The sequence below is a fragment of the Piscinibacter lacus genome (assembly GCF_016735685.1).
GTDB lineage: Bacteria > Pseudomonadota > Gammaproteobacteria > Burkholderiales > Burkholderiaceae_C > Aquariibacter > Aquariibacter lacus.
Genome location: NZ_JAERRA010000001.1, coordinates 1,858,559 through 1,878,080 on the forward strand (window position 1 = coordinate 1,858,559; position 19,522 = coordinate 1,878,080).

A 19,522-nucleotide genomic window follows, 5' to 3' on the forward strand; every position below is an offset into this window, starting at 1 on the left:
TCTTGCTCAAGGATGGCTATTGTTTTGGCTATTGTGCCCGCGACGGCGGCGGCTGGACTTTTTGGCCCAAGAAACTACGACGAATGCATTCTTGACTCAATGAAGGGCGTTACAAGTGATGTCGCTGCGCGTCTGATTGCGCGGTCATGCAGGGAAAAGTTCCCAGATAAGCCAGTGGCTCAAAAAAGAACAAGAAGCCTTTCGGCTCATGAGTTGGAGCAAGTGACAGGGCGCGCTGGCTACAGCCACACAACCTACTTCATCGGGAACCTCCACAACGGTAACGCTCACATTACCGTCTCGCAAGTTTCTGTCAATGTCACAACCAAGGTGGGCGGAAAGGAGGTTTCGAGGACGTATGTTGCGGATGTGCTTATCGCGCCTCAGAGTACTGCGAATTTCAGTTTAAATATTGTAGTCGGGGACCAGGGGGCTAACTACTCCTGGGGACTGGTTGAGGCGCGCGGGTATTAACCCGCTTAGTTTTCGGCAAAGTTGGAGAAAAGATAGTTCTCTTTTCAGTTCTATCGGCGTTGACTTAGGGCGAAGCAGTCTGTCAGCGCCCTGAAGACGTGACTCAAATTGACTTGAGCCTTGAGGCTCTCCCTCAATCCGCCGGCTCGTCCCGCCCCTTGTCCTCCGCCTCCTGCGGTCTCACCGCCGCCCCCGCCGGCCTCCCCGCCGCCGCGGCATTCACCGCCGAAGCTAGCCGATCCCTCAGCCAGTTGAAAAGCTCGCGGTAGCTGCGGCCCTGGCGGGGTGCGGTGCCGGCGCGGGTGGTGTCGGGGCGGTCTTCGGCTTCCTGGCGGGCTTTGCGGATGAGGGCGCGCAGGCGGTGCAGGTCGCTGGCGGGGTGTTCGGCGGACCAGCGGTCGAAGGCTTCGTCGCTGGCCAGCAGTTCGGTGCGCCAGCGTTCGGCGCGGTGCAGGGCCAGGGTTTCGCGGGCGCGGCCCAGTTGGTGGGCGGCCACGGCTTCTTCGAGGGGGTCGAGGTCCAGCCCGCGCATGATCTTGCCGACGTACTGAAGCTGGCGGCGTCGGCCTTCGAAGCTTTTGGTCTTCTGCGCCATGACGATGGCGTCGAAGGCGCGTTCGGGCAGGTCCAGGGCTTTCAGGCGCACCAGCGGCAGTTCGAGCAGGGCTTCGCCCAGGCGCTGGGCGGCCAGGGCGTCGGTCTTGCGGCGGGTTCGGCTGGGGCGGCCGCTGCCTTCGGGCTCGACGGGGCCTTCGTCTTCGTCGGGGGCGGGGCCGCCGACGTAGATGCTTTCGGCGAGGTCTTCGGGGTCGTGCTCGTCTTCGAGCGCGGTCCAGCTTTCGGGCGGGCCGCGGAAGGGCAGGGGGGCGCCGCTGCCGGCCGGGCGCCGGCGGCGGCCTTCCTGCACGGGCAGGGTGGCGGGCGGCTTGGTGGCCGGGCCTTGTCCGCTGGGGGCGGGCAGGACGCGGTAGGTCTTGACTTTGGGGGAGCGGGCGGGCACGGCAGGGGGTGTTGGCACCCGTGCCGGACGCGGCACAAGGGGCCCGTATCATAGGTTTGACGGCCTGCAGGCCCGGCGCGGCCTTCCGGCCGGCGCGTCCTGCGGGCGACTGATGGCCCATTCGCCCATGCCCCACGCTCCGATCTTCCCGACCCTTGCCGCCGTCGAGGCCGCTTCCCGCCGCGCCGCGGCCCTGGCCGCCACCGGTTTTGCCTATCCGCCTTCGCAGTTCCAGGACCTGGTCGAGCAGACCCTGGCCGAGGCCCGTAAGCTGGGCGCCAGCGATGCCGCCGCCGAGGTGAGCGAGGGCGCCGGCCTGACGGTGCAGGTGCGCAAGGGCGAGGTGGAGACGGTGGAGCGCAACCGCGACAAGTCGCTGGGCGTCAGCGTCTACCTGGGCCAGCGCCGCGGGCATGCCAGCACCTCGGACTTTTCCGCCGCGGCCATCGCGCAGACGGTGCGCGCGGCTTACGACATCGCCCGCTTCACCGCCGAGGACCCGGCCGCGGGTCTGCCCGAGGCCGAGGACATGGCGAGCGCCGAGGAGGTGTCGCGCGACCTGGACCTCTACCACCCCTGGGCGCTGGATGCCGAGGGTGCGGTGGAGATCGCCCAGCGCTGCGAGGCGGCGGCCTTTGCGGTGGACCGGCGCATCCGCAATTCCGAGGGCGCCTCGGTCTCGGTGCAGCAGGCGCATTTCTGGGCGGGCAATTCGCGCGGCTTCCGCGGCGGCTACCCCAGCTCGCGGCATTCGCTGTCGGTGGCGCCCATCGCGCAGCTCGGCCGCGAGATGGAGCGGGACTACTGGTACAGCTCCGAGCGCCACCCGGACGCGCTGGCCGCGCCCGAGGCCGTGGGCCGCTACGCCGCCGAACGGGCGCTGGCCCGGCTGCACGGCCGCAAGGTGCCGACCTGCGAGGCGCCGGTGCTCTTCGAATCGGCGGTGGCGGTGGGCCTGCTGGGCGCCTATGTACAGGCCACCAGCGGCAGCGCGCTGTACCGCAAGGCCAGCTTCCTGACCGAGAGCCTGGGCAAGCCGGTGTTCGCCAAGCACATCGACATTGACGAGGACCCGCATCTGCTGCGCGGCAAGGCCAGTTCGCCCTTCGACGACGAGGGCGTGGCCACCCGCGCCCGCCGCGTGGTGCAGGGCGGGGTGGTGCAGGGCTATTTCCTGTCGACCTACTCGGCGCGCAAGCTGGGCATGAAGACGACCGGCCATGCCGGCGGCTCGCACAACCTGACGCTGCGCAGCCGCCGCACCCAGCCGGGCGACGACCTGGACGAGATGCTGCGCAAGCTGGACCGCGGCCTGTTCGTCACCGAGCTGATGGGCCAGGGCGTGAACTATGTGACCGGCGACTATTCGCGCGGCGCGGCCGGCTACTGGGTGGAGGGCGGCAAGATCGTCCACCCGGTCAGCGAGGTGACGATCGCCGGCTCGCTGCCCAAGATGCTCAAGGGCATCGTCGCGGTCGGGGCCGATGCCTACACCTTCGGCGGCAAGACCCTGGGCTCGGTGCTGGTCGATCGCATGAAGATCGCGGGCTCCTGAGCCCGCCCCCCGTTTGTGCCCCGGAGCCTGCGCGATGCAACGTCGTTCCTTCGTCCGCCACGCCGGCCTGGCGGGTGTGCTGGCTGCCGGCACCGCGCCGGCGGTCGTTGGCGCGCAGCCGGCGCTGCGCTGGCGCCTGGCGTCGAGCTTCCCGAAGTCGCTCGACACCATCTATGGCGCGGCCGAGGTCTTCTCGCGCCGGGTGGCGGCCATGTCGGGCGGGCGATTCCAGATCAGCGTGCATCCGGGCGGCGAGTTGATGCCGCCGCTGGCCGTGCTGGACGGGGTGCAGGGCGGCACGGTCGAGATCGGCCACACCGCGCCCTACTACTACTTCGGCAAGGACGAGACCTTCGCCATCGGCTGCACCATCCCCTTCGGCCTGAACTCGCGCCAGATGAGCGCCTGGATGATCGACGGCCAGGGCCTGAAGCTGATGCGCGCCTTCTACGCGCAGTACAAGGTCATCAACTTCCCCGGCGGCAACACCGGGGTGCAGATGGGCGGCTGGTACCGGCGCGAGATCAAGGGCCTGGCCGACATGAAGGGCCTGAAGTTCCGCATCGGCGGCTTCGCGGGCCGGGTGGTCGAGCGCATGGGCGTGGTGCCGCAGAACCTGCCGGGCGGCCAGGTCTACCAGGCGCTGGAGAAGGGCACGCTGGATGCGGCCGAGTGGGTCGGCCCCTACGACGACCTGAAGCTGGGCCTGCACAAGGTGGCGCCGATCTACCACTACCCGGGCTGGTGGGAGGGCGGGCCGCAGCTCGACTTCTTCATCAACACCGAGGCCTGGGCCAAGCTGCCGGCCGACTACCAGGCCATGGTGGAGACGGCGGCGATGCAGGCCCACGTCAACATGCAGGCGGCCTACGACGCGCGCAACCCGGCCGCCTTCCGCGAGCTGGTGCGGCAGAAGGCCCGGCCGGTGGCCTTCCCGCGCGCGGTGCTGGATGCGGCCTACCAGCATGCGATGGCGCTCTACGACGAGATCGGCCAGCGCAACCCGAACTGGCGCACCGTCTATGCCGATTACGCGGCCTTCCGGCGCGAGCAGAACCTGTGGTTCCGCTTCACCGAGGCGCGTTACGACAGCTACATGCAGGGCTTGCGGCTCTGAGGCTGGGGCGGCGGCCGGGCGCAGATGCGCTGCGGCGGGGGCGGCAACGGGCCGCGGGCGCGGCCCCCGTGCCGGCCGCTCAGCGCGGCGCGGCGGAGGGCGCGGGTTGCTGCAGGTCGCGCAGGGCCTCGGCCTCGCGAGCGGCCAGTTCGGCGTCCAGGGCCTCGGGCGGGACGGGCAGCGGCTCGAAGGGCCGGTCCGGATCGGGGCTGAGGTCGAAGACGCTGGCCCCGGGGCGCAGCCGCAGCGGCTCGGCGCGCGGGCCCTCGGCCGGGAGGGCGGAGGAGCTTGCCGCCACATCGTCCTCCAGCGCCCGCGTGACCAGGCCCGGCCACACCACCAGCGCTGCCACCACCGCCAGTTGCAGGCCGATGAAGGGCAGGGTGCCGCGGTAGATCTGCGCCGTGCTCAGGCCCGCCAGGGTGCGGCCGCTGGCGGCGTCGCGCCAGGGGCCGGCGGGGGCCACGCTGCGCAGGTAGAAGAGCGCGAAGCCGAAGGGTGGGGTGAGGAAGGAGGTCTGCAGGTTCATCGCCAGCATCACGCCGAACCAGACCATCACCGCCTCGGGCGGCAGGCCCGGCAGCAGGGCGGGCAGCAGCTTCTCGGCCGTCGGCAGCAGCAGGGGCACGACGATGAAGGCGATCTCGAAGAAGTCGATGAACATGCCCAGGCCGAAGACCAGCAGGTTCACCACCAGCAGGAAGCCCCAGGCGCCGCCGGGCAGGCTGGCGAAGAGGCGCTCGACCCAGACATGCCCGTCCGCCGCATTGAAGGTGAAGCTGAAGACAGTCGAGCCGATCAGGATGAACAGCACGAAGCAGGACAGGCTGGCGGTGCGGTCCAGCGCCTCGCGCAGGCTGGTTCGGCTGAGCCGGCGCCGCGCGGCGGCCATCAGCAGCGCGCCCAGGGCGCCGAGCGCGCCGCCCTCGGTCGGCGTGGCCAGGCCGAGGAAGATGGTGCCCAGCACCAGGAAGATCAGCAGCAGCGGCGGGATCAGCACGAAGGTGACCTGCTCGGCCAGCTTCGACAGCGCGCCCAGGCCCAGCGCGCGGTTCAGCGTGGCCAGCACGAAGGCCAGGGCGGCGGCCACGGCCAGGGCACTGATCAGCACCTCGTCGCCCGGGGCGGGCGTGCTGCGCGCCAGCCAGGCGTTCACCCAGGCTTCATGCACCTGCGCCCAGGCCCAGCCGGCCGCCGCGCACAGGGCCAGCAGCAGGCCGAGCGATCGGTGGCCGCTGCGGCCGCTGGCTTCGCGGTGCACGCGCGCCTCGAGCGGCAGGGCCGGCAGGCACTGCGGCTTCAGCCAGGCCATGACGGCGATGAAGACCAGATAGAACGCGACCAGCAGCAGGCCCGGCCCCAGCGCGCCGGCATAGAGCTGGCCGACCGAGCGACCGAGCTGGTCGGCCAGCACGATGAGCACCAGCGAGGGCGGGATGGCCTGGGCCAGGGTGCCCGACGCCGCGATGACGCCCGCCGCCAGCGGCCGGTGGTAGCCGTGGCGCAGCATGATCGGCAGGGAGATCAGGCCCATCGAGATCACCGCCGCGGCCATCACGCCGGTGGTGGCGGCCAGCAGCGCACCCACCAGCACCACCGCCACGGCCAGGCCGCCGCGCAGCGGGCCGAAGACCTGGCCGACGGTGTCGAGCAGGTCCTCGGCCAGGCCCGAGCGCTCCAGCACCAGGCCCATCAGCGTGAAGAAGGGAATGGCCAGCAGGGTCTCGTTCTGCATGATCCCGAAGATCCGCAGCGGCAGGGCCTGGAAGAGCGCAGGCGGAAACAGCTCCAGCCCGATGCCGAGCAGGCCGAAGCCCAGGCCGGTGGCCGCCAGCCCGAAGGCCACCGGCAGGCCCGAAAGCAGCACCAGCAAGAGGCCCGCGAACATCAGCGGGACGAAGTGCTCGACCAGCAGCGCGCTCATGGCCGGGGAGCTCCGGCGGGCAGGGCCGCCGTGTCGGCCAGCGGCGTGGCCACGGCGGCATAGGGCGAGGGCAGGGCGCCGGTCAGAAAGGCCAGGCGACGCAGCAGCTCGGCCCCTGCCTGCAGGGCCAGCAGGCCGAAGCCCAGCGGCAGCAGGGCCCAGGCCGGCCAGCGCGGCAGGCCACCGGCATTGGCGCTGGCCTCGCCGGAGCGCCAGGCCTCGGCGAACAGCGGCCAGGACAGCTCGATCAGCAGCAGGCACAGCGGCAGCACGACAAGCAGCAGGCCGATCACGTCAATCAGCGCCTGCACCCGCAGGCCGAAGCGCTGCGCGAGCACATCGATGCGCACATGGCCGTTGCGCAGCAGCACCGGCCCGGCGCCCAGCAGGAAGACGGCGGCAAACAGATACCACTGCCCCTCCAGCAGGGCATTGCTGCCCAGGTCCAGGGTCTTGCGCAGCAGGGCATTGGCCGCCGAGAGCACCACGGCCAGCAGCACGCCCCAGCGCAGCAGGCCGGCCAGGGCCAGGCTGAGGCGGTCGATCGGGGCGATCAGGCGCAGGAGGAAGGGCATCGGGCAGGTCCTTGGAGCCGCCGCATTCTAGAAAGCCGGACCGGCCGCCCCCGGGTGTGGCGCGCGATGGTGGGATGATCGCCGCCATGCTTCGACGCCTCGTCCGCTGCCTTGCGGCCTCGATCCGCATCCTGCCCGGCCTGCTGGCCTTTCTGGCCGCCGTGGTGGCCCTGGCGATGCAAGGCACACGGGCGGCGCAGGCGGCCGAGCGGCCCGGTCCACGCTTTGCCGCCGAAGAAGCCCGCCAGCCCGCCGCCGCGGCCGAGCCGGTGATCGCCCGGCTGCGGGCCGGCCAGCCGCTGCGGGTCTGCATCTGGCCGGCGTATTACGGCATCACCTGGCGCAACCCGCGCAACCAGCAGCTCGTCGGGCTGGACATCGACCTGTCGCGGCGCTTTGCCGAGCAGCTCGGCGTGGACCTGGTGCATGTCGAGTCCTCCTTCGCCAGCCTGATCGAGGATGTGCTGGGCGAGCGTTGCGACATCGCCATGTTCGCCATCGGCGTGCTGCCGCAGCGCGCCAAGCACCTCGCCTTCTCGCAGCCCTATCTGCGCAGCGGCATCTACGGCGTGACGACGCGCAGCAGCCGCGTGGTGCGCGACTGGTCCGACATCGACCGGCCCGGCGTGGTGGTGGCCGTGCAGGCCGGCACCTTCATGGAGCCGGTGATGGCGGAATCGCTGCGGCGCGCCCGGCTGCGGGTGATCCGGCCGCCGCTGAGCCGCGAACGCGAGCTGGAGGCCGGCCGCATCGATGTCTTCATGACCGACTACCCCTACAGCCGCCGCCTGCTGGACAACGCCGACTGGGCGCGGCTGATCGAGCCGCCCCAGCCCTTCCACGTGCTGCCCTATGCCTATGCGCTGCGGCCGGGCCAGCCGGCCTGGCTGGCCGAGGTGGATGCCTTCGTCGCCCGCATCCGCAGCGATGGCAGCCTGGCCAGCCTGGCGCGCCGTCACGGCCTGGAGCCCATCGTCGTCAAGCCATGAGGCAGTTGGCCGACGACCCGCTCCCGCCCACGGCCGCCGCCGAGCGGCTGCTGCAGCCACACGGCTGGCTGACGCCGGCCTCGGCGCGCATCGCCTTCGGCCTGCTGATCGTGCTGGTGCTGGGGCTGGCCGCCTCGGTGGCGGCGCATCTGCGCGCCCAGCTCTTCGACGACGAGCGCCGGCAGGCCGAGCTGATCGCCCGCGTGCTGGCGGACCACACCGTGCGCAGCCTGGAAACCATCGACCTGACCCTGGCGACCCTGGCCGGCGCCGTCGAGCGACCGGGCGGGCCGCCGGGTGGCCTGGCGGCCCGGGCCTTGATCAACGCCGCCCTGCTGGACTCGACCCTGCAAGGGGTGGCGGCGCTGCGCAGCCTGTCGCTGGTGGGCCCCGAGGGGCAGGTGCTGGCCAGCACCCGGGGGGAAAACCTGGGCCTGCGCATCGACCTGGCCCGGCTGGGCCTGCGGCCGGGCCGGCCGATTCCGCGCCTGGGGCCGCTGCAGCGCGCCCGCGACCTGGACGACCTGCAACCCGATGCCGTCCCGGTGGCGCAGCCGGTCGACCTGATCCCCATGGTGCGCAAGATTGAGCTGGGCGAGTTCAGCGGCGGCTACCTGGTCGCGGCCCTCAATCCCGATGCCTTCGCCAACCACTACGGCATGACGGCCATGCCCAGCGGCCACAGCGCCTCGCTGGCCAGCTACGACGGCCGCCTGCTGGTGGCCGGTGCCGAGGTGGATGCCCAGCCGGGCACCGACCTGCGCCTGGTGCCGATCTGGGCCGAGCACCTGCCGCAGCTTGAACACGGCAGCCTGATCGGCGCGGGCATCGACCCCGGCGAATACGTGGTGGCCTGGCGCGTGCTGCGGGCCTATCCGCTGGTGGTGCTGGTCGAGCGCCGGGTCAGCGAGGCCCTTGCCGGCTGGCAGGACCAGACCCGCCTGATCGCCGCCTTGGGGCTGCTGGGCGTGTCGGTGCTACTGATGCTCGGCAGCCTGGCCATCCGCAGCCTGAGCGAGCAGGCCGAGGCGCGCAAGGTGCTCGCCCAGTCCATGCTGGCCCTGCGCGACCGCGAGCGGATGCTCAGCACCCTGGTCGACAACGTGCAGGAGCTGATGTTTCGCACCGATGCCGAGGGCCGGATCGATTTCGTCAACGGCCGCTGGGAGCCCTTCAGCGGTCACCCGCACGACTACGCCATCGGCCGGCGCCTGGGCGAGCTGTTCGTGCCGGCCGACCGCAGCCGCATCGATGCCCTGTTCGCCCCCGGGGCCCTGCCCGCGCCCGGGGCCAAGCTGATGGCCCGGCTGCAGCAGCGCGGTGGCGGCGAGCGGCCGCTCGAAATCGTCGTGGCGCCGCTGCACGGCCCCCAGGGCAAGGCGGCGCTGGCCTACACCGGCTTTGCCATCGACGTGAGCGAGCGGGAGCAGGCCCGCGATGCCCTGCGCGCCCAGCATGCCGTCATGCGGCGGCTGCGCGAGGAGGGCGCTTCTGCCTTCGACTGAAGGGGCCGTGCGGGCCCGGCCCTCAGCGCTCGGCCGGCGCTTCGCCGCGCAGGGCGGCCAGGGCCGCGGCGGCATCCACCGGGGCGCGGCGGGCGCCGTTGTAGCGCTTGACCCAGTAGGCGTTGCGCATGTCCTCGATCTTCACCTTGAGCCCGGTGCGCGGCGCATGGATGAACTTGTCGTCGCCGACATAGATGCCGACATGCGAGAAGGTGCTGCGCAGGGTGTTGAAGAAGACCAGGTCGCCGGGCTTGAGCTCGTGCCGGTCGACCTTGAGCCAGCCGGGCGCCCGCGCCTGGTCGGCCGAGCGCCGCGGCAGCACGAGGCCGAGGGTGGACTCGAAGACATGGCGGGTGAAGCCGCTGCAATCGAAGCCGGTGTGCGCGGACTCGCCGCCGCGGCGGTAGCGCACCCCGAGGAAGTTCATCGCCGAGATCACCAGCTCGGAGGCCCAGTCCGACACCCCGTCCGGCACCCAGGGGCCGGCGCGCGGACCGGCCGGGCCCTGGCGGTGGAGCACGCCGCGTTCGTGCAGCAGGTGCAGCAGGGGATCGTCCTGCAGGGCCGGGGCCGAGGCCGCCGGCGCCGCAGCGGGGGCCGGGACCGGGCCCGTGGGGCGGGGCGCGCCTTGCGCAGCCGTGAACATCAGCAGGCCGGCCAGCAGGCCGCCGGCCCAGCGCAGGCCCGGCCGGCGAGGCTGGGCGGGGCGGGCACTTGCGGCGGGTTTCGGCATGGGGCGGCAGGGTAGCGAGCCCCCCGGGGTCGGTCAAGCCGAGCGGGACGGCCGGAAATCGACGACCATGCCGGCCGCCGGGGCGATGACCCGGCCTGGCGCCGGTGCCCGGCCCGGACGACGAATCCCGAGGAGATCCCGATGTTCCAAGCCCTCTTGCTCGAAGCCGCCGAGGTTGACGGTCGCCCTGGCGTCCAGGCCAGCGTGCGCGCGGTGGACGACAGCCTGCTGCCGCCCGAGGCCGAGGGCCAGGTCACCCTGGCCGTCCACCATTCCACGCTCAACTACAAGGATGGCCTGGCCATCTGCCGCGGCGCGCCCATCGTGCGGCAGTGGCCGCTGATTGCCGGCATCGACGGCGCCGGCACCGTGCTGAGCAGCCGCCATCCCGATTGGCAGCCCGGCGACGAGGTGCTGCTCAACGGCTGGGGCGTCGGCGAGGGCCACCACGGCTGCCTGGCCGAGCGGGCGCGGCTGTCCGGCGACTGGCTGATCCGCCGCCCGGCGGCCCTGGGCAGCGCCGAGGCCATGGCCATCGGCACCGCCGGCTACACCGCCATGCTCTGCCTGATGGCCCTGGAGCGCCACGGCCTGAAGCCGGGCGATGGCGAGGTGCTGGTCACCGGGGCGACCGGCGGGGTCGGCTCGGTCGCCGTCGCGCTGCTGGCCAGCCGGGGCCACCGCGTGGTGGCGGCCACCGGCAAGGCGGAGGAGGGCGACTTCCTCCGCGGCCTGGGCGCGGCCGAGGTGATCGACCGGGCGGTGCTGAGCGCGCCCGGCAAGCCCTTGCAGCGCGAGCGCTGGGCCGGCGTGGTCGATTCCGTCGGCAGCCACACCCTGGTCAATGCCCTGGCGCAGACCCGCAGCGAAGGCGCGGTGGCTGCCTGCGGCCTGGCCCAGGGCGCCGACCTGCCGGCCACGGTGATGCCCTTCATCCTGCGCGGCGTCAGCCTGCTCGGCATCAACAGCGTGACCCAGCCGCGCGCCGTGCGCGAGGCCGCCTGGGCGCGCCTGGCGACCGAGCTGGACCGCGCCAAGCTGGCCGCGATCACGCAGGAAATTCCCCTGGCCGAGGCGCCCGCCGCCGCGGCCCGCCTGCTGGCGGGCCAGGTGCGGGGCCGGTTGGTGGTGCGCATCGGCGGCTGAGGCAAGGCCGGATCCGGGCGAGCCCGGGCGCGCGAGCCGGCCAGGACTGACAGACTCGACCCGGAAGTCAGCGGCCAGTCAGCGCGAGCGCCTGCAATGGCGGCTGGATCAAGTCTTCTATAAGACACAAGACTTTGCGGAGACCGGCCGTGCCACCCGCGCAGGCCGGCCCCGCCGCCACCGACCGAGGAGACCTACGATGAGCCTTGCCGCGCCCCTCTCGCCGGCCTATTCCGCCGTGCACCAGCGGTCGATCAGCGACCGCGAAACCTACTGGGCCGAACAGGCCGCCCGCATCGAGTGGGACACGCCCTTCAGCCAGGTCTGCGACACCTCGAACCCGCCGTTCGCGCGCTGGTTCGTGGGCGGCCGCACCAACCTGTGTCACAACGCCGTCGACCGCCATGCGCGCGACACGCCCGGGGCGCAGGCGCTGATCTGGGTCTCGACCGAGACGCACCAGGAACGCATCTACAGCTTCGCCGAGCTGCTGCGCGAGGTCGAGCGCATGGCCGCCATCCTGCAGGCCCAGGGGGTGGGGCAGGGCGACCGGGTGCTGGTCTACATGCCCATGGTGCCCGAGGCGATCTTCGCCATGCTGGCCTGCGTGCGGATCGGCGCGATCCACTCGGTCGTCTTCGGCGGTTTCGCCAGTGGCAGCCTGGCCAGCCGCATCGACGATGCCCAGCCCAAGCTGGTCGTCAGCGCCGATGCGGGCAGCCGCGGCGGCAAGGTCGTGCCCTACAAGCCGCTGCTTGACGAGGCGATCCGCCTGGCCCAACACAAGCCGGCTTCGGTGCTGATGGTTGACCGCGGCCTGGCGCCGATGGAGACCGTGCCCGGCCGCGACCTGGACTACGCCGCGCTGCGCGAACAGCATCTGGACGCGAAGGTGCCGGTGGTCTGGCTGGAAAGCACGGCGCCGAGCTACACCCTCTACACCAGCGGCACGACCGGCAAGCCCAAGGGCGTGCAGCGCGACACCGGCGGCTATGCCGTGGCGCTGGCCGCATCGATGGAGCAGATCTACGCGGGCAAGCCCGGCGAGGTCTATTTCTCCACCAGCGACATCGGCTGGGTGGTGGGCCACAGCTACATCGTCTACGGCCCGCTGCTGCACGGCATGGCCACCCTGGTCTACGAAGGCCTGCCGACCCGCCCGGATGCCGCCATCTGGTGGCAACTGGTCGAGCGCTTCAAGGTCACCGTGATGTTCAGCGCGCCCACCGCGGTGCGGGTGCTGAAGAAGGCCGATCCGGAAGCGCTGAAGCGGCATGACCTCAGTTCGCTGCGCGCGCTTTTCCTGGCCGGCGAGCCGCTCGACGAGCCCACCGCCACCTGGATCTCGGCCGCGCTGGGCAAGCCCATCATCGACAACTACTGGCAGACCGAGACCGGCTGGCCCATCCTCGGCCTGGCCAACGGGGTGGATGCCCAGACCAGCAAGTTCGGCTCGCCCGGCGTGCCCATGCCCGGCTACAGCGTCAAGCTTTTCGACGAGGCCAGCGGCGAGGAACTGCTGGGCGGCAACCAGAAGGGCGTGGTCTGCGTCGAGTACCCGCTGCCGCCGGGCTGCATGCAGACCATCTGGCAGGACGATGCGCGCTTCGTGAAGACCTACTGGTCGAGCATCCCCGGCCGTCAGGTGTATTCGACCTTCGACTGGGGCATCCGCGATGCCGACGGCTACCACTTCATCCTGGGCCGCACCGACGACGTGATCAATGTCGCCGGCCACCGTCTGGGCACCCGCGAGATCGAGGAGGCGATTGCCAGCCACCCGAACGTCGCCGAGGTGGCCGTGGTCGGCGTGGCCGACTCGCTCAAGGGTCAGGTGGCCATGGCCTTTGCCGTCGCGAAGGACAGCAGCCGCCTTGACGACGAGGCGGCCTGCAAGGCGCTGGAGGCCGAGATCATGAAGCTCGTCGACGGCAATCTGGGCGCGGTGGCCCGTCCGGCCCGCGTGCGCTTTGTCAACCTGCTGCCCAAGACCCGCTCGGGCAAGCTGCTGCGCCGCGCGATCCAGGCCGTCTGCGAAGGCCGCGATCCGGGTGACCTGACGACCATCGACGACCCCAGCTCGCTGGAGACCATCCGCCAGATGGTGCAGGCGCCGCGCTGAGTCCGGCTCGACCGGCTCGCTGACCCGCGTTCCTGGTGGCTGTGGCTCACCGGGACGCGGGTTCCGCGCTTTCGGCGCGGTCCGCTGCCTGGGAGCTCATCGACCCGGAGCGAGTGCAAGCGCAACTTGTTAACCGCGCTAATGATTATTATGTAAAACAATAGCAAGCAGTGATGGTTGCTCAGGCTTTCCTCAAGCCAGCAGCGCCACGGTCTTGACCTGGATCCAGACCGTCTGCCCGATCGCCAGGCCAAGCTGGTCCCAGGCCCGGGCGGTGATGCGGGCGAGCATCGGTGCATCGCCGACGCGCAGCCGCACCAGCCGCTGCGAGGGATGGCGGTCGTCCGCGACCGCTTCAATCCGCCCCCGCAGCAGGTTCTGGATGCTGCTGCCCTGCGGCGCCTGGGTGGCCAGGCTCAGGTCGCGTGCCTGCAACCGCAGGCGCAGCGGGCTGCCCAGCGGGCGTTCGGTGTCGCGCAACCAGAGGCTGCCGCCGGCGAAGTCGGCCCGGGCCAGATGCCAGCGCGACGCGCGTTCGGCCAGCACCGCATCGATCACCACGCCTTGTTCGTCGCCGCCAAGCAGCGGCAGGTCAAGGGCGGCCAGCACCTCGCCCACGGGGCCCTGCCGCAGCACCCTGCCCTGCGCCAGCACCACCACATGGTCGGCGAGGCGGGCCAGTTCCTCCGGCGCATGGGTCACATAGACCATCGGCAGTCGCAGCTCGGCGCGCAGGCGCTCCAGCCAGGGCAGCACCTCCTTCTTGCGGGCCGGATCCAGGGCGGCGAGCGGCTCGTCGAACAGCAGCAGCTGCGGGTCGGTGGCCAGCGCGCGGGCGATGGCCGTGCGCTGGCGCTCCCCGCCCGAGAGCGCCTCGGGCATGCGGTCCATCAGGTGGCCGATGCCGAGGATGTCGATCGCAGCCTCCAGCGTGCGGGCCGCCCGCACGCTGCCGACGCGCCGCAGGCCATAGCGCAGGTTGGCGGCGACGCTGAGGTGCTCGAACAGCGAGGCTTCCTGGAAGACCATGCCGACCGGCCGCTTCCAGGTCGGCAGGAAGTGGCGGTGGGCCTCGTCCTGCCAGAGCTGGCCGGCCAGGTCGACCCGGCCCTGGGGCGCACGCTCCAGGCCGGCCAGGCAGCGCAGCACCGTGGTCTTGCCCGAGCCGGAGGCGCCGAACAGCACGGTCACACCAGTGGCCGGCAGGCGCAGGTCGACCTGGAGGTGGAAGGCCCCGCGGGGCCAGTCGAGCGTGACGATGCAGGCCGATGCGCCGGACGCGGACGGCGCGCTCATGGCGCCACCCGCCCGCCGCGGCCGCGGCGCATGCGGGCCAGCATCAGCAGCACGCCGAAGGACAGCAGCACCATGCCGGCGGCCAGGGTGTGGGCACGGCCCAGTTCCAGGGCCTCGACATGGCCGTAGATCTGGGTCGAGACCACCCGGGTCTCGCCCGGAATGTTGCCGCCGACCATCAGCACCATGCCGAATTCGCCGATGGTGTGCGCAAAGCTCAGGATGACTGCGGTCAGCAGGCCGGCACGTGCCTGCGGCAGGGCGACGCTGAAGAAGGCGTCGAGCGGACGCGCCCGCAGGGTGGCGGCCACCTCCATCGGCCGCCGGCCCAGGCTTTCGAAGGCATGCTGGATCGGCTGCACCGCAAAGGGCAGCGAGGCAAGGACCGAGCCGATCAGCAGCCCCGTGAAGCTGAAGGAGAGCAGGCCCCAGCCCATGTGGCGGGTGAGCTGGCCGACCGGCCCGTCCGGCCCCAGCAGCACCAGCAGGTAGAAGCCGAGCACCGTCGGCGGCAGCACCAGCGGCAGCGTCACCAGGGCCGAGACGGCGGCCCGCCCGCGCGAGCGGCCCTGGGCCAGCCACCAGGCCAGCGGGGTGGCCAGCAGCAGCAGGATCAGGCTGCTCAGCGCGGCCAGCTTCAGGGTCAGGACGATGGCCTCGACGTCCGCGGCATCCACGGTCATCGCGCCTGGCTCCGGCAGGGCTCAACGGGCATAGCCGAAGGACTCGAGCCGCACGCTGCGCAGGTGATCGAGCAAGGCCCGGGCGGCGGGCCGATCGGCCCCCGGACGCAGAAGCACAGCATCCTGATGCAGCGGGGCATGCAGGGCCTCGGGCACCCGCCAGGCGGAGCCGCCCGTCAGCCTGCCGTCGACCAGCACCTGGGCCAGGGCGACGAAGCCCAGTTCAGCATGGCCGCTGGCGACGAACTGGTGGGCTTGGCCGATGCTGTCGCCCTGCACCAGCCGAGGGGCCAGCGTGTCCTTCAAGCCGAGCTTGTCGATCACGGCGGCAGCCGCCGCGCCGTAGGGTGCCAGGCGCGGGTCGGCGATCGCCAGGCGTTCGAAGCCGCCGCCTTGCAGCACCCTGCCCTCCGCATCGACCCGGCCGGCATCCCGGCTCCACAGCACCAGGCGGCCGGTGGCGTAGGTGAAGCGGCTGCCGGGCACGGCCAGGCCTTCGGCTTCCAGCTTGCGCGGGGTCTCCTGATCGGCGGCCAGCAGGACGTCGAAGGGCGCGCCGTTGCGGATCTGCGCGTGGAATTTGCCGGTCGAGCCCAGGCTGATCAGCAGCTTGTGGCCGGTGGCCTGCTCGAAGTCGGCGGCGATGCGCTGGATGGGCGCGGCGAAGTTGGACGCCACGGCGACCTTGACCACGTCCGCCCGAACAGCCGGGGTGGCGATCAGCCCAGCGAGCAGGCCGAGCGTGGCCATCCACCTGAACACCATACGCTATTCCTTTCTTGAATAGCGAGAGTCTAGGCCAAACTGCGCGCCATGGCCCTCACCCCCTCCGGACTGGCCCAGGCCCTGTCCGCCAGCAGCACCGACAAGCGCATCGACATCCTGCGCCGCATCGACGAGGCCGGTTCCATCTCGGAGGCGGCGCGGCGTGCGGGCGTCAGCTACAAGGCGGCTTGGCAGGCGCTGGAGACCCTGTCCAACCTGGCCGGCACGCCCCTGGTCGAGAAGGCGGTGGGCGGTGGCGGTGGCGGCGGCGCAGTGCTGACGGCCAGCGGCCGCCGGGTGCTGGCCGCCGCGAGCCGCCTTGACCAGGCGCGGGCCGAGGTGCTTGCGGCCCTGCAGGCCGGCGATGCCGATCAGGCCGCTGCCGGCCTGGCCGCCCTGGCCCTGCGGACCAGCATGCGCAATCAGATGCCCTGCACGGTGGCGGGGGTGGAAACCCGCCTGGGCTTCGGCCGGGTGGCCCTGCGCCTGCCGGGCGGCGAGGCGCTGCATGCGCAGATCACGCTGGAAAGCGTCGAGCTGCTTGACTTGCGGCCCGGCGCCGCCCTGCTGCTGCTGTGCAAGGCCACCGCGGTGCGGGTGGCGCGCCCGGGGGCTGAAGCCTCGACGGTCAACCGGCTAATGGGCCGGGCCGTCCGTGTGGCCGAGGACCGGCGCATGCGCCACGAGCTCACCTTGGCCTTGCCGGACGGCCTGCACTGGGTCGGTTTTGCCGAGTCGGAGGCCGACATCAAGGCCGGTGACCTGGTGGAGGCCTGGGTGGACGAGAACGCCCTAGTGCTGGCCCGCGCGGGCTGAGCCTCAAGGCAGCTCCTTCGGCCTGCGCCACTCGCCGGGGCCGTGGCGCCCTCGCCTGCCGTGGCCAGCCAGCCATCCAATCGCAGGCCCGACCCTCCCGGGCCGAGCCTGCTTCCGGCCCGACTCAGTCCGTCGTGGCCGGCTCGGCCTTGCTCGGCCGGTCGTTCTTGCGGATGGGCTGGATGTCGAGCGTGACCTCGCCGGCCTCGTCGACATCGACCGACAGACGACCGCCATCGGTCAGGCGACCGAACAGCAGCTCATCGGCCAGCGCGCGGCGGATGGTGTCCTGGATCAGGCGCTGCATCGGCCGGGCACCCATCAGCGGATCGAAGCCCTTGCGGCCCAGGTGCTTGCGCAGCGCGTCGCTGAAGCTGACCTCGACCTTCTTATCGGTGAGCTGGCTTTCGAGCTGCAGCAGGAACTTGTCGACCACGCGCAGGATGATCTCCTCGTCCAGCGCGCGGAAGGACACGATGGCATCCAGCCGGTTGCGGAACTCGGGCGTGAACAGTCGCTTGATGTCGGCCATCTCATCGCCCGACTCGCGGACGTTGGTGAAGCCGATCACCGACTTCTGCATGGTCTCGGCGCCCGCATTGGTCGTCATGATGATGATGACGTTGCGGAAATCGGACTTGCGGCCGTTGTTGTCGGTCAGCGTGCCGTGGTCCATCACCTGCAGCAGCACATTGAAGACATCCGGATGCGCCTTCTCGATCTCGTCGAGCAGCAGCACGCAGTGCGGCTTCTTGTTGATGGCCTCGGTCATGAGGCCGCCCTGGTCGAAGCCGACATAGCCCGGGGGCGCGCCGATCAGGCGGCTGACCGTGTGGCGCTCCATGTACTCCGACATGTCGAAGCGGATCAGGTCGATGCCCAGGGTGTAGGCGAGTTGCTTGGCCACCTCGGTCTTGCCGACCCCGGTGGGGCCGCTGAACAGGAAGGCACCGATCGGCTTGTCGGGCTTGCCCAGGCCGGAGCGGGCCATCTTGATGGCGGCAGCCAGCGCGTCGATGGCGGCATCCTGGCCGAAGACCACATTTTTCAGGTCGCGGTCCAGGGTCTTGAGCTTGCTGCGGTCGTCGTTGCTGACGCTCTGCGGCGGGATGCGCGCGATCTTGGCGACGATGTCCTCGACCTCGGCGCGGGTGATGGTCTTCTTCTGCTTGCTCTTGGGCAGGATGCGCTGCGCGGCCCCGGCCTCGTCGATCACGTCGATGGCCTTGTCCGGCAGATGACGGTCATTGATGTACTTGGCCGACAGCTCGGCCGCGGCCTGCAGCGCGCCCAGCGCGTACTTCACGCTGTGATGCTCCTCGAAGCGGCTCTTGAGGCCCTTGAGGATCTCGATGGTCTGCTCGACCGAGGGCTCGCCCACGTCGACCTTCTGGAAGCGCCGCGACAGCGCCGCGTCCTTCTCGAAGATGCCGCGGTACTCGGTGAAGGTGGTCGCACCGATGCACTTGAGCTGGCCGCTGGACAAGGCGGGCTTGAGCAGGTTGCTCGCATCCAGCGTGCCGCCCGAGGCCGCGCCCGCGCCGATCAAGGTGTGGATCTCGTCGATGAACAGCACTGCGCCGCGCTGCTCCTTGAGCTGCTTGAGCACGCTCTTCAAGCGTTGCTCGAAGTCGCCGCGGTACTTGGTGCCGGCCAGCAGCGCGCCCATGTCGAGCGCGTAGACGGTCGCGTCGGCCAGGACTTCGGGCACATCGCCCTCGGTGATGCGCCAGGCCAGGCCCTCGGCGATGGCGGTCTTGCCGACGCCGGCCTCGCCGACCAGCAGCGGGTTGTTCTTGCGCCGGCGGCAGAGGATTTGGATGACCCGTTCGACCTCGCCCTCGCGGCCGATCAGCGGATCGATCTTGCCCTCGCGCGCCGCCTGGTTCAGGTTCTGCGTGAACTGGTCGAGCGGCGAGGCCTTGCCTTCGCTGCCGCCCTCTTCCTTCTCGCTGTCGCTGCCCGCGCTGCCGCTGCTGCTCTCCGGACCCTTGCTGGGCTCGGGCGGCTCGCTCTTCTTGATGCCGTGGGCGATGAAGTTCACCACGTCAAGCCGCGTCACGCCCTGCTGGTGCAGGTAGTAGACCGCGTGCGAGTCCTTCTCGCCGAAGATGGCGACCAGCACGTTCGCGCCGGTCACTTCCTTCTTGCCGTTGCCGGTGGACTGCACATGCATGATCGCGCGCTGAATCACGCGCTGGAAGCCGAGCGTCGGCTGGGTGTCGACCTCATCGGTTCCGCCCACGGTGGGCGTGTTCTCCTTGATGAACTGCGTCAAGCTCTTGCGCAGGTCGTCGATGTTGGCGGAGCAGGCCTTCAGCACCTCGGAGGCCGAGGGGTTGTCGAGCAGCGCGAGCAACAGGTGCTCGACCGTGATGAATTCGTGGCGCTGTTGGCGTGCTTCCACGAACGCCATGTGCAGGCTCACCTCGAGTTCTTGGGCAATCATGTGGCCTCCATGGTGCATTGCAGGGGATGCCCGGACCGACGCGCGGCCGTGAGCACCAGTTCTACCTTCGTGGCCGCGACGTCCTTGGTGTAGACGCCGCAGACGCCCCGTCCTTCGTGATGGATCTTCAGCATGATCTGCGTGGCGCTCTCCAGGTCACGCTGGAAAAACTCCTGCAAAACCATGACGACAAATTCCATCGGCGTGAAGTCGTCATTGAGCAACACCACCTGGAACATGCGGGGTGGCTCCACTTTGGCCGTCTTGCGCTCGGCAAGCACCGTGCCCTGACCGTCCTCCTGGGGCGGGCCGGGAGGCGCTGGATCCTTGGGGCGGGATGGACTCGACATGTCGCAATTCTATCGACGCCCCC

17 protein-coding genes are annotated in these 19,522 nt (G+C 70.8%); 8 read left to right on the forward strand and 9 right to left on the reverse strand.

The genetic code is table 11. The annotated features are described in order from the left end of the window. The first annotated feature begins 12 nt into the window (after positions 1 to 12). Positions 13 to 474 (forward strand): hypothetical protein, encoded by a 462-nt coding sequence (locus tag JI742_RS14180; protein WP_491047174.1) that lies wholly within the window; start codon positions 13 to 15, stop codon positions 472 to 474. Positions 475 to 607: 133 nt separating this feature from the next. On the opposite strand, the gene yjgA is transcribed toward JI742_RS14180, so the two are convergent. Beyond that, the gene (gene yjgA, locus JI742_RS08335; RefSeq protein WP_350309646.1) at positions 608 to 1,474 is read right to left on the reverse strand and encodes a ribosome biogenesis factor YjgA; all 867 of its coding nucleotides are present in this window, start codon (positions 1,472 to 1,474) and stop codon (positions 608 to 610) included. Between the two features lie 127 nt (positions 1,475 to 1,601). Here yjgA and pmbA point away from each other — a divergent pair, with 127 nt between their 5' ends. Together pmbA and JI742_RS08345 are read left to right on the forward strand one after the other, a co-directional pair. Then, complete coding sequence (pmbA, locus tag JI742_RS08340; RefSeq protein ID WP_201825496.1) at positions 1,602 to 3,029, forward strand: metalloprotease PmbA; 1,428 nt, start codon at positions 1,602 to 1,604, stop codon at positions 3,027 to 3,029. 34 nt (positions 3,030 to 3,063) lie between these two features. After that, positions 3,064 to 4,146, forward strand: a complete 1,083-nt coding sequence (locus JI742_RS08345) for a TRAP transporter substrate-binding protein (protein ID WP_201825498.1) — start codon at positions 3,064 to 3,066, stop codon at positions 4,144 to 4,146. 79 nt (positions 4,147 to 4,225) lie between these two features. Here JI742_RS08345 and JI742_RS08350 read toward each other — a convergent pair whose 3' ends face one another. Together JI742_RS08350 and JI742_RS08355 are read right to left on the reverse strand one after the other, a co-directional pair. Beyond that, a complete protein-coding gene (locus JI742_RS08350) occupies positions 4,226 to 6,070 on the reverse strand; it encodes a TRAP transporter large permease (protein ID WP_201825500.1) in 1,845 nt (614 codons plus the stop codon). Beyond that, positions 6,067 to 6,645 (reverse strand): TRAP transporter small permease subunit, encoded by a 579-nt coding sequence (locus JI742_RS08355; RefSeq protein ID WP_201825502.1) that lies wholly within the window; start codon positions 6,643 to 6,645, stop codon positions 6,067 to 6,069. Before JI742_RS08355 ends, JI742_RS08350 begins: the two co-directional genes overlap by 4 nt. Before the next feature lie 86 nt (positions 6,646 to 6,731). Here JI742_RS08355 and JI742_RS08360 point away from each other — a divergent pair, with 86 nt between their 5' ends. Next, complete coding sequence (locus tag JI742_RS08360; protein WP_236676836.1) at positions 6,732 to 7,634, forward strand: ABC transporter substrate-binding protein; 903 nt, start codon at positions 6,732 to 6,734, stop codon at positions 7,632 to 7,634. Then, positions 7,631 to 9,139: a PAS domain-containing protein gene (locus JI742_RS08365; RefSeq protein ID WP_201825504.1), complete on the forward strand. Its 1,509-nt coding sequence runs from the start codon at positions 7,631 to 7,633 to the stop codon at positions 9,137 to 9,139. Before JI742_RS08360 ends, JI742_RS08365 begins: the two co-directional genes overlap by 4 nt. Positions 9,140 to 9,161: 22 nt before the next feature. Here JI742_RS08365 and JI742_RS08370 read toward each other — a convergent pair whose 3' ends face one another. Then, positions 9,162 to 9,872: a C40 family peptidase gene (locus JI742_RS08370; RefSeq protein ID WP_236676837.1), complete on the reverse strand. Its 711-nt coding sequence runs from the start codon at positions 9,870 to 9,872 to the stop codon at positions 9,162 to 9,164. Positions 9,873 to 10,013: 141 nt separating this feature from the next. On the opposite strand from JI742_RS08370, the gene acuI reads away from it, so the two are divergent. Beyond that, complete coding sequence (acuI, locus tag JI742_RS08375; RefSeq protein WP_201825506.1) at positions 10,014 to 11,018, forward strand: acrylyl-CoA reductase (NADPH); 1,005 nt, start codon at positions 10,014 to 10,016, stop codon at positions 11,016 to 11,018. A gap of 199 nt (positions 11,019 to 11,217) precedes the next feature. After that, the gene (locus JI742_RS08380) at positions 11,218 to 13,140 is read left to right on the forward strand and encodes a propionate--CoA ligase (protein ID WP_201825509.1); all 1,923 of its coding nucleotides are present in this window, start codon (positions 11,218 to 11,220) and stop codon (positions 13,138 to 13,140) included. 192 nt (positions 13,141 to 13,332) lie between these two features. On the opposite strand, the gene modC is transcribed toward JI742_RS08380, so the two are convergent. Genes modC through modA form a run of 3 tightly spaced genes read right to left on the reverse strand, consistent with a single transcriptional unit; the run spans position 13,333 to position 15,884 of the window. Continuing rightward, positions 13,333 to 14,436 (reverse strand): molybdenum ABC transporter ATP-binding protein, encoded by a 1,104-nt coding sequence (modC, locus tag JI742_RS08385; RefSeq protein WP_201825511.1) that lies wholly within the window; start codon positions 14,434 to 14,436, stop codon positions 13,333 to 13,335. Further along, entirely contained in the window at positions 14,433 to 15,119 is a 687-nt protein-coding gene (gene modB / locus JI742_RS08390) for a molybdate ABC transporter permease subunit (RefSeq protein WP_201825513.1), read from the reverse strand. The genes modC and modB overlap by 4 nt, the downstream gene beginning before the upstream one ends. A 21-nt stretch (positions 15,120 to 15,140) precedes the next feature. Further along, positions 15,141 to 15,884, reverse strand: coding sequence for a molybdate ABC transporter substrate-binding protein (gene modA, locus JI742_RS08395; RefSeq protein WP_201825515.1), 744 nt, complete (start codon positions 15,882 to 15,884; stop codon positions 15,141 to 15,143). Positions 15,885 to 15,932: 48 nt separating this feature from the next. On the opposite strand from modA, the gene JI742_RS08400 reads away from it, so the two are divergent. Next, positions 15,933 to 16,700: a TOBE domain-containing protein gene (locus JI742_RS08400; protein ID WP_201825517.1), complete on the forward strand. Its 768-nt coding sequence runs from the start codon at positions 15,933 to 15,935 to the stop codon at positions 16,698 to 16,700. 124 nt (positions 16,701 to 16,824) lie between these two features. Here the strand turns inward: JI742_RS08400 and clpA are convergent, their stop codons facing one another. Continuing rightward, a complete protein-coding gene (gene clpA / locus JI742_RS08405) occupies positions 16,825 to 19,149 on the reverse strand; it encodes an ATP-dependent Clp protease ATP-binding subunit ClpA (RefSeq protein ID WP_201825519.1) in 2,325 nt (774 codons plus the stop codon). Then, positions 19,146 to 19,499 (reverse strand): ATP-dependent Clp protease adapter ClpS, encoded by a 354-nt coding sequence (clpS, locus tag JI742_RS08410; protein ID WP_201825521.1) that lies wholly within the window; start codon positions 19,497 to 19,499, stop codon positions 19,146 to 19,148. Before clpS ends, clpA begins: the two co-directional genes overlap by 4 nt. Between the last annotated feature and the right edge of the window lie 23 nt (positions 19,500 to 19,522).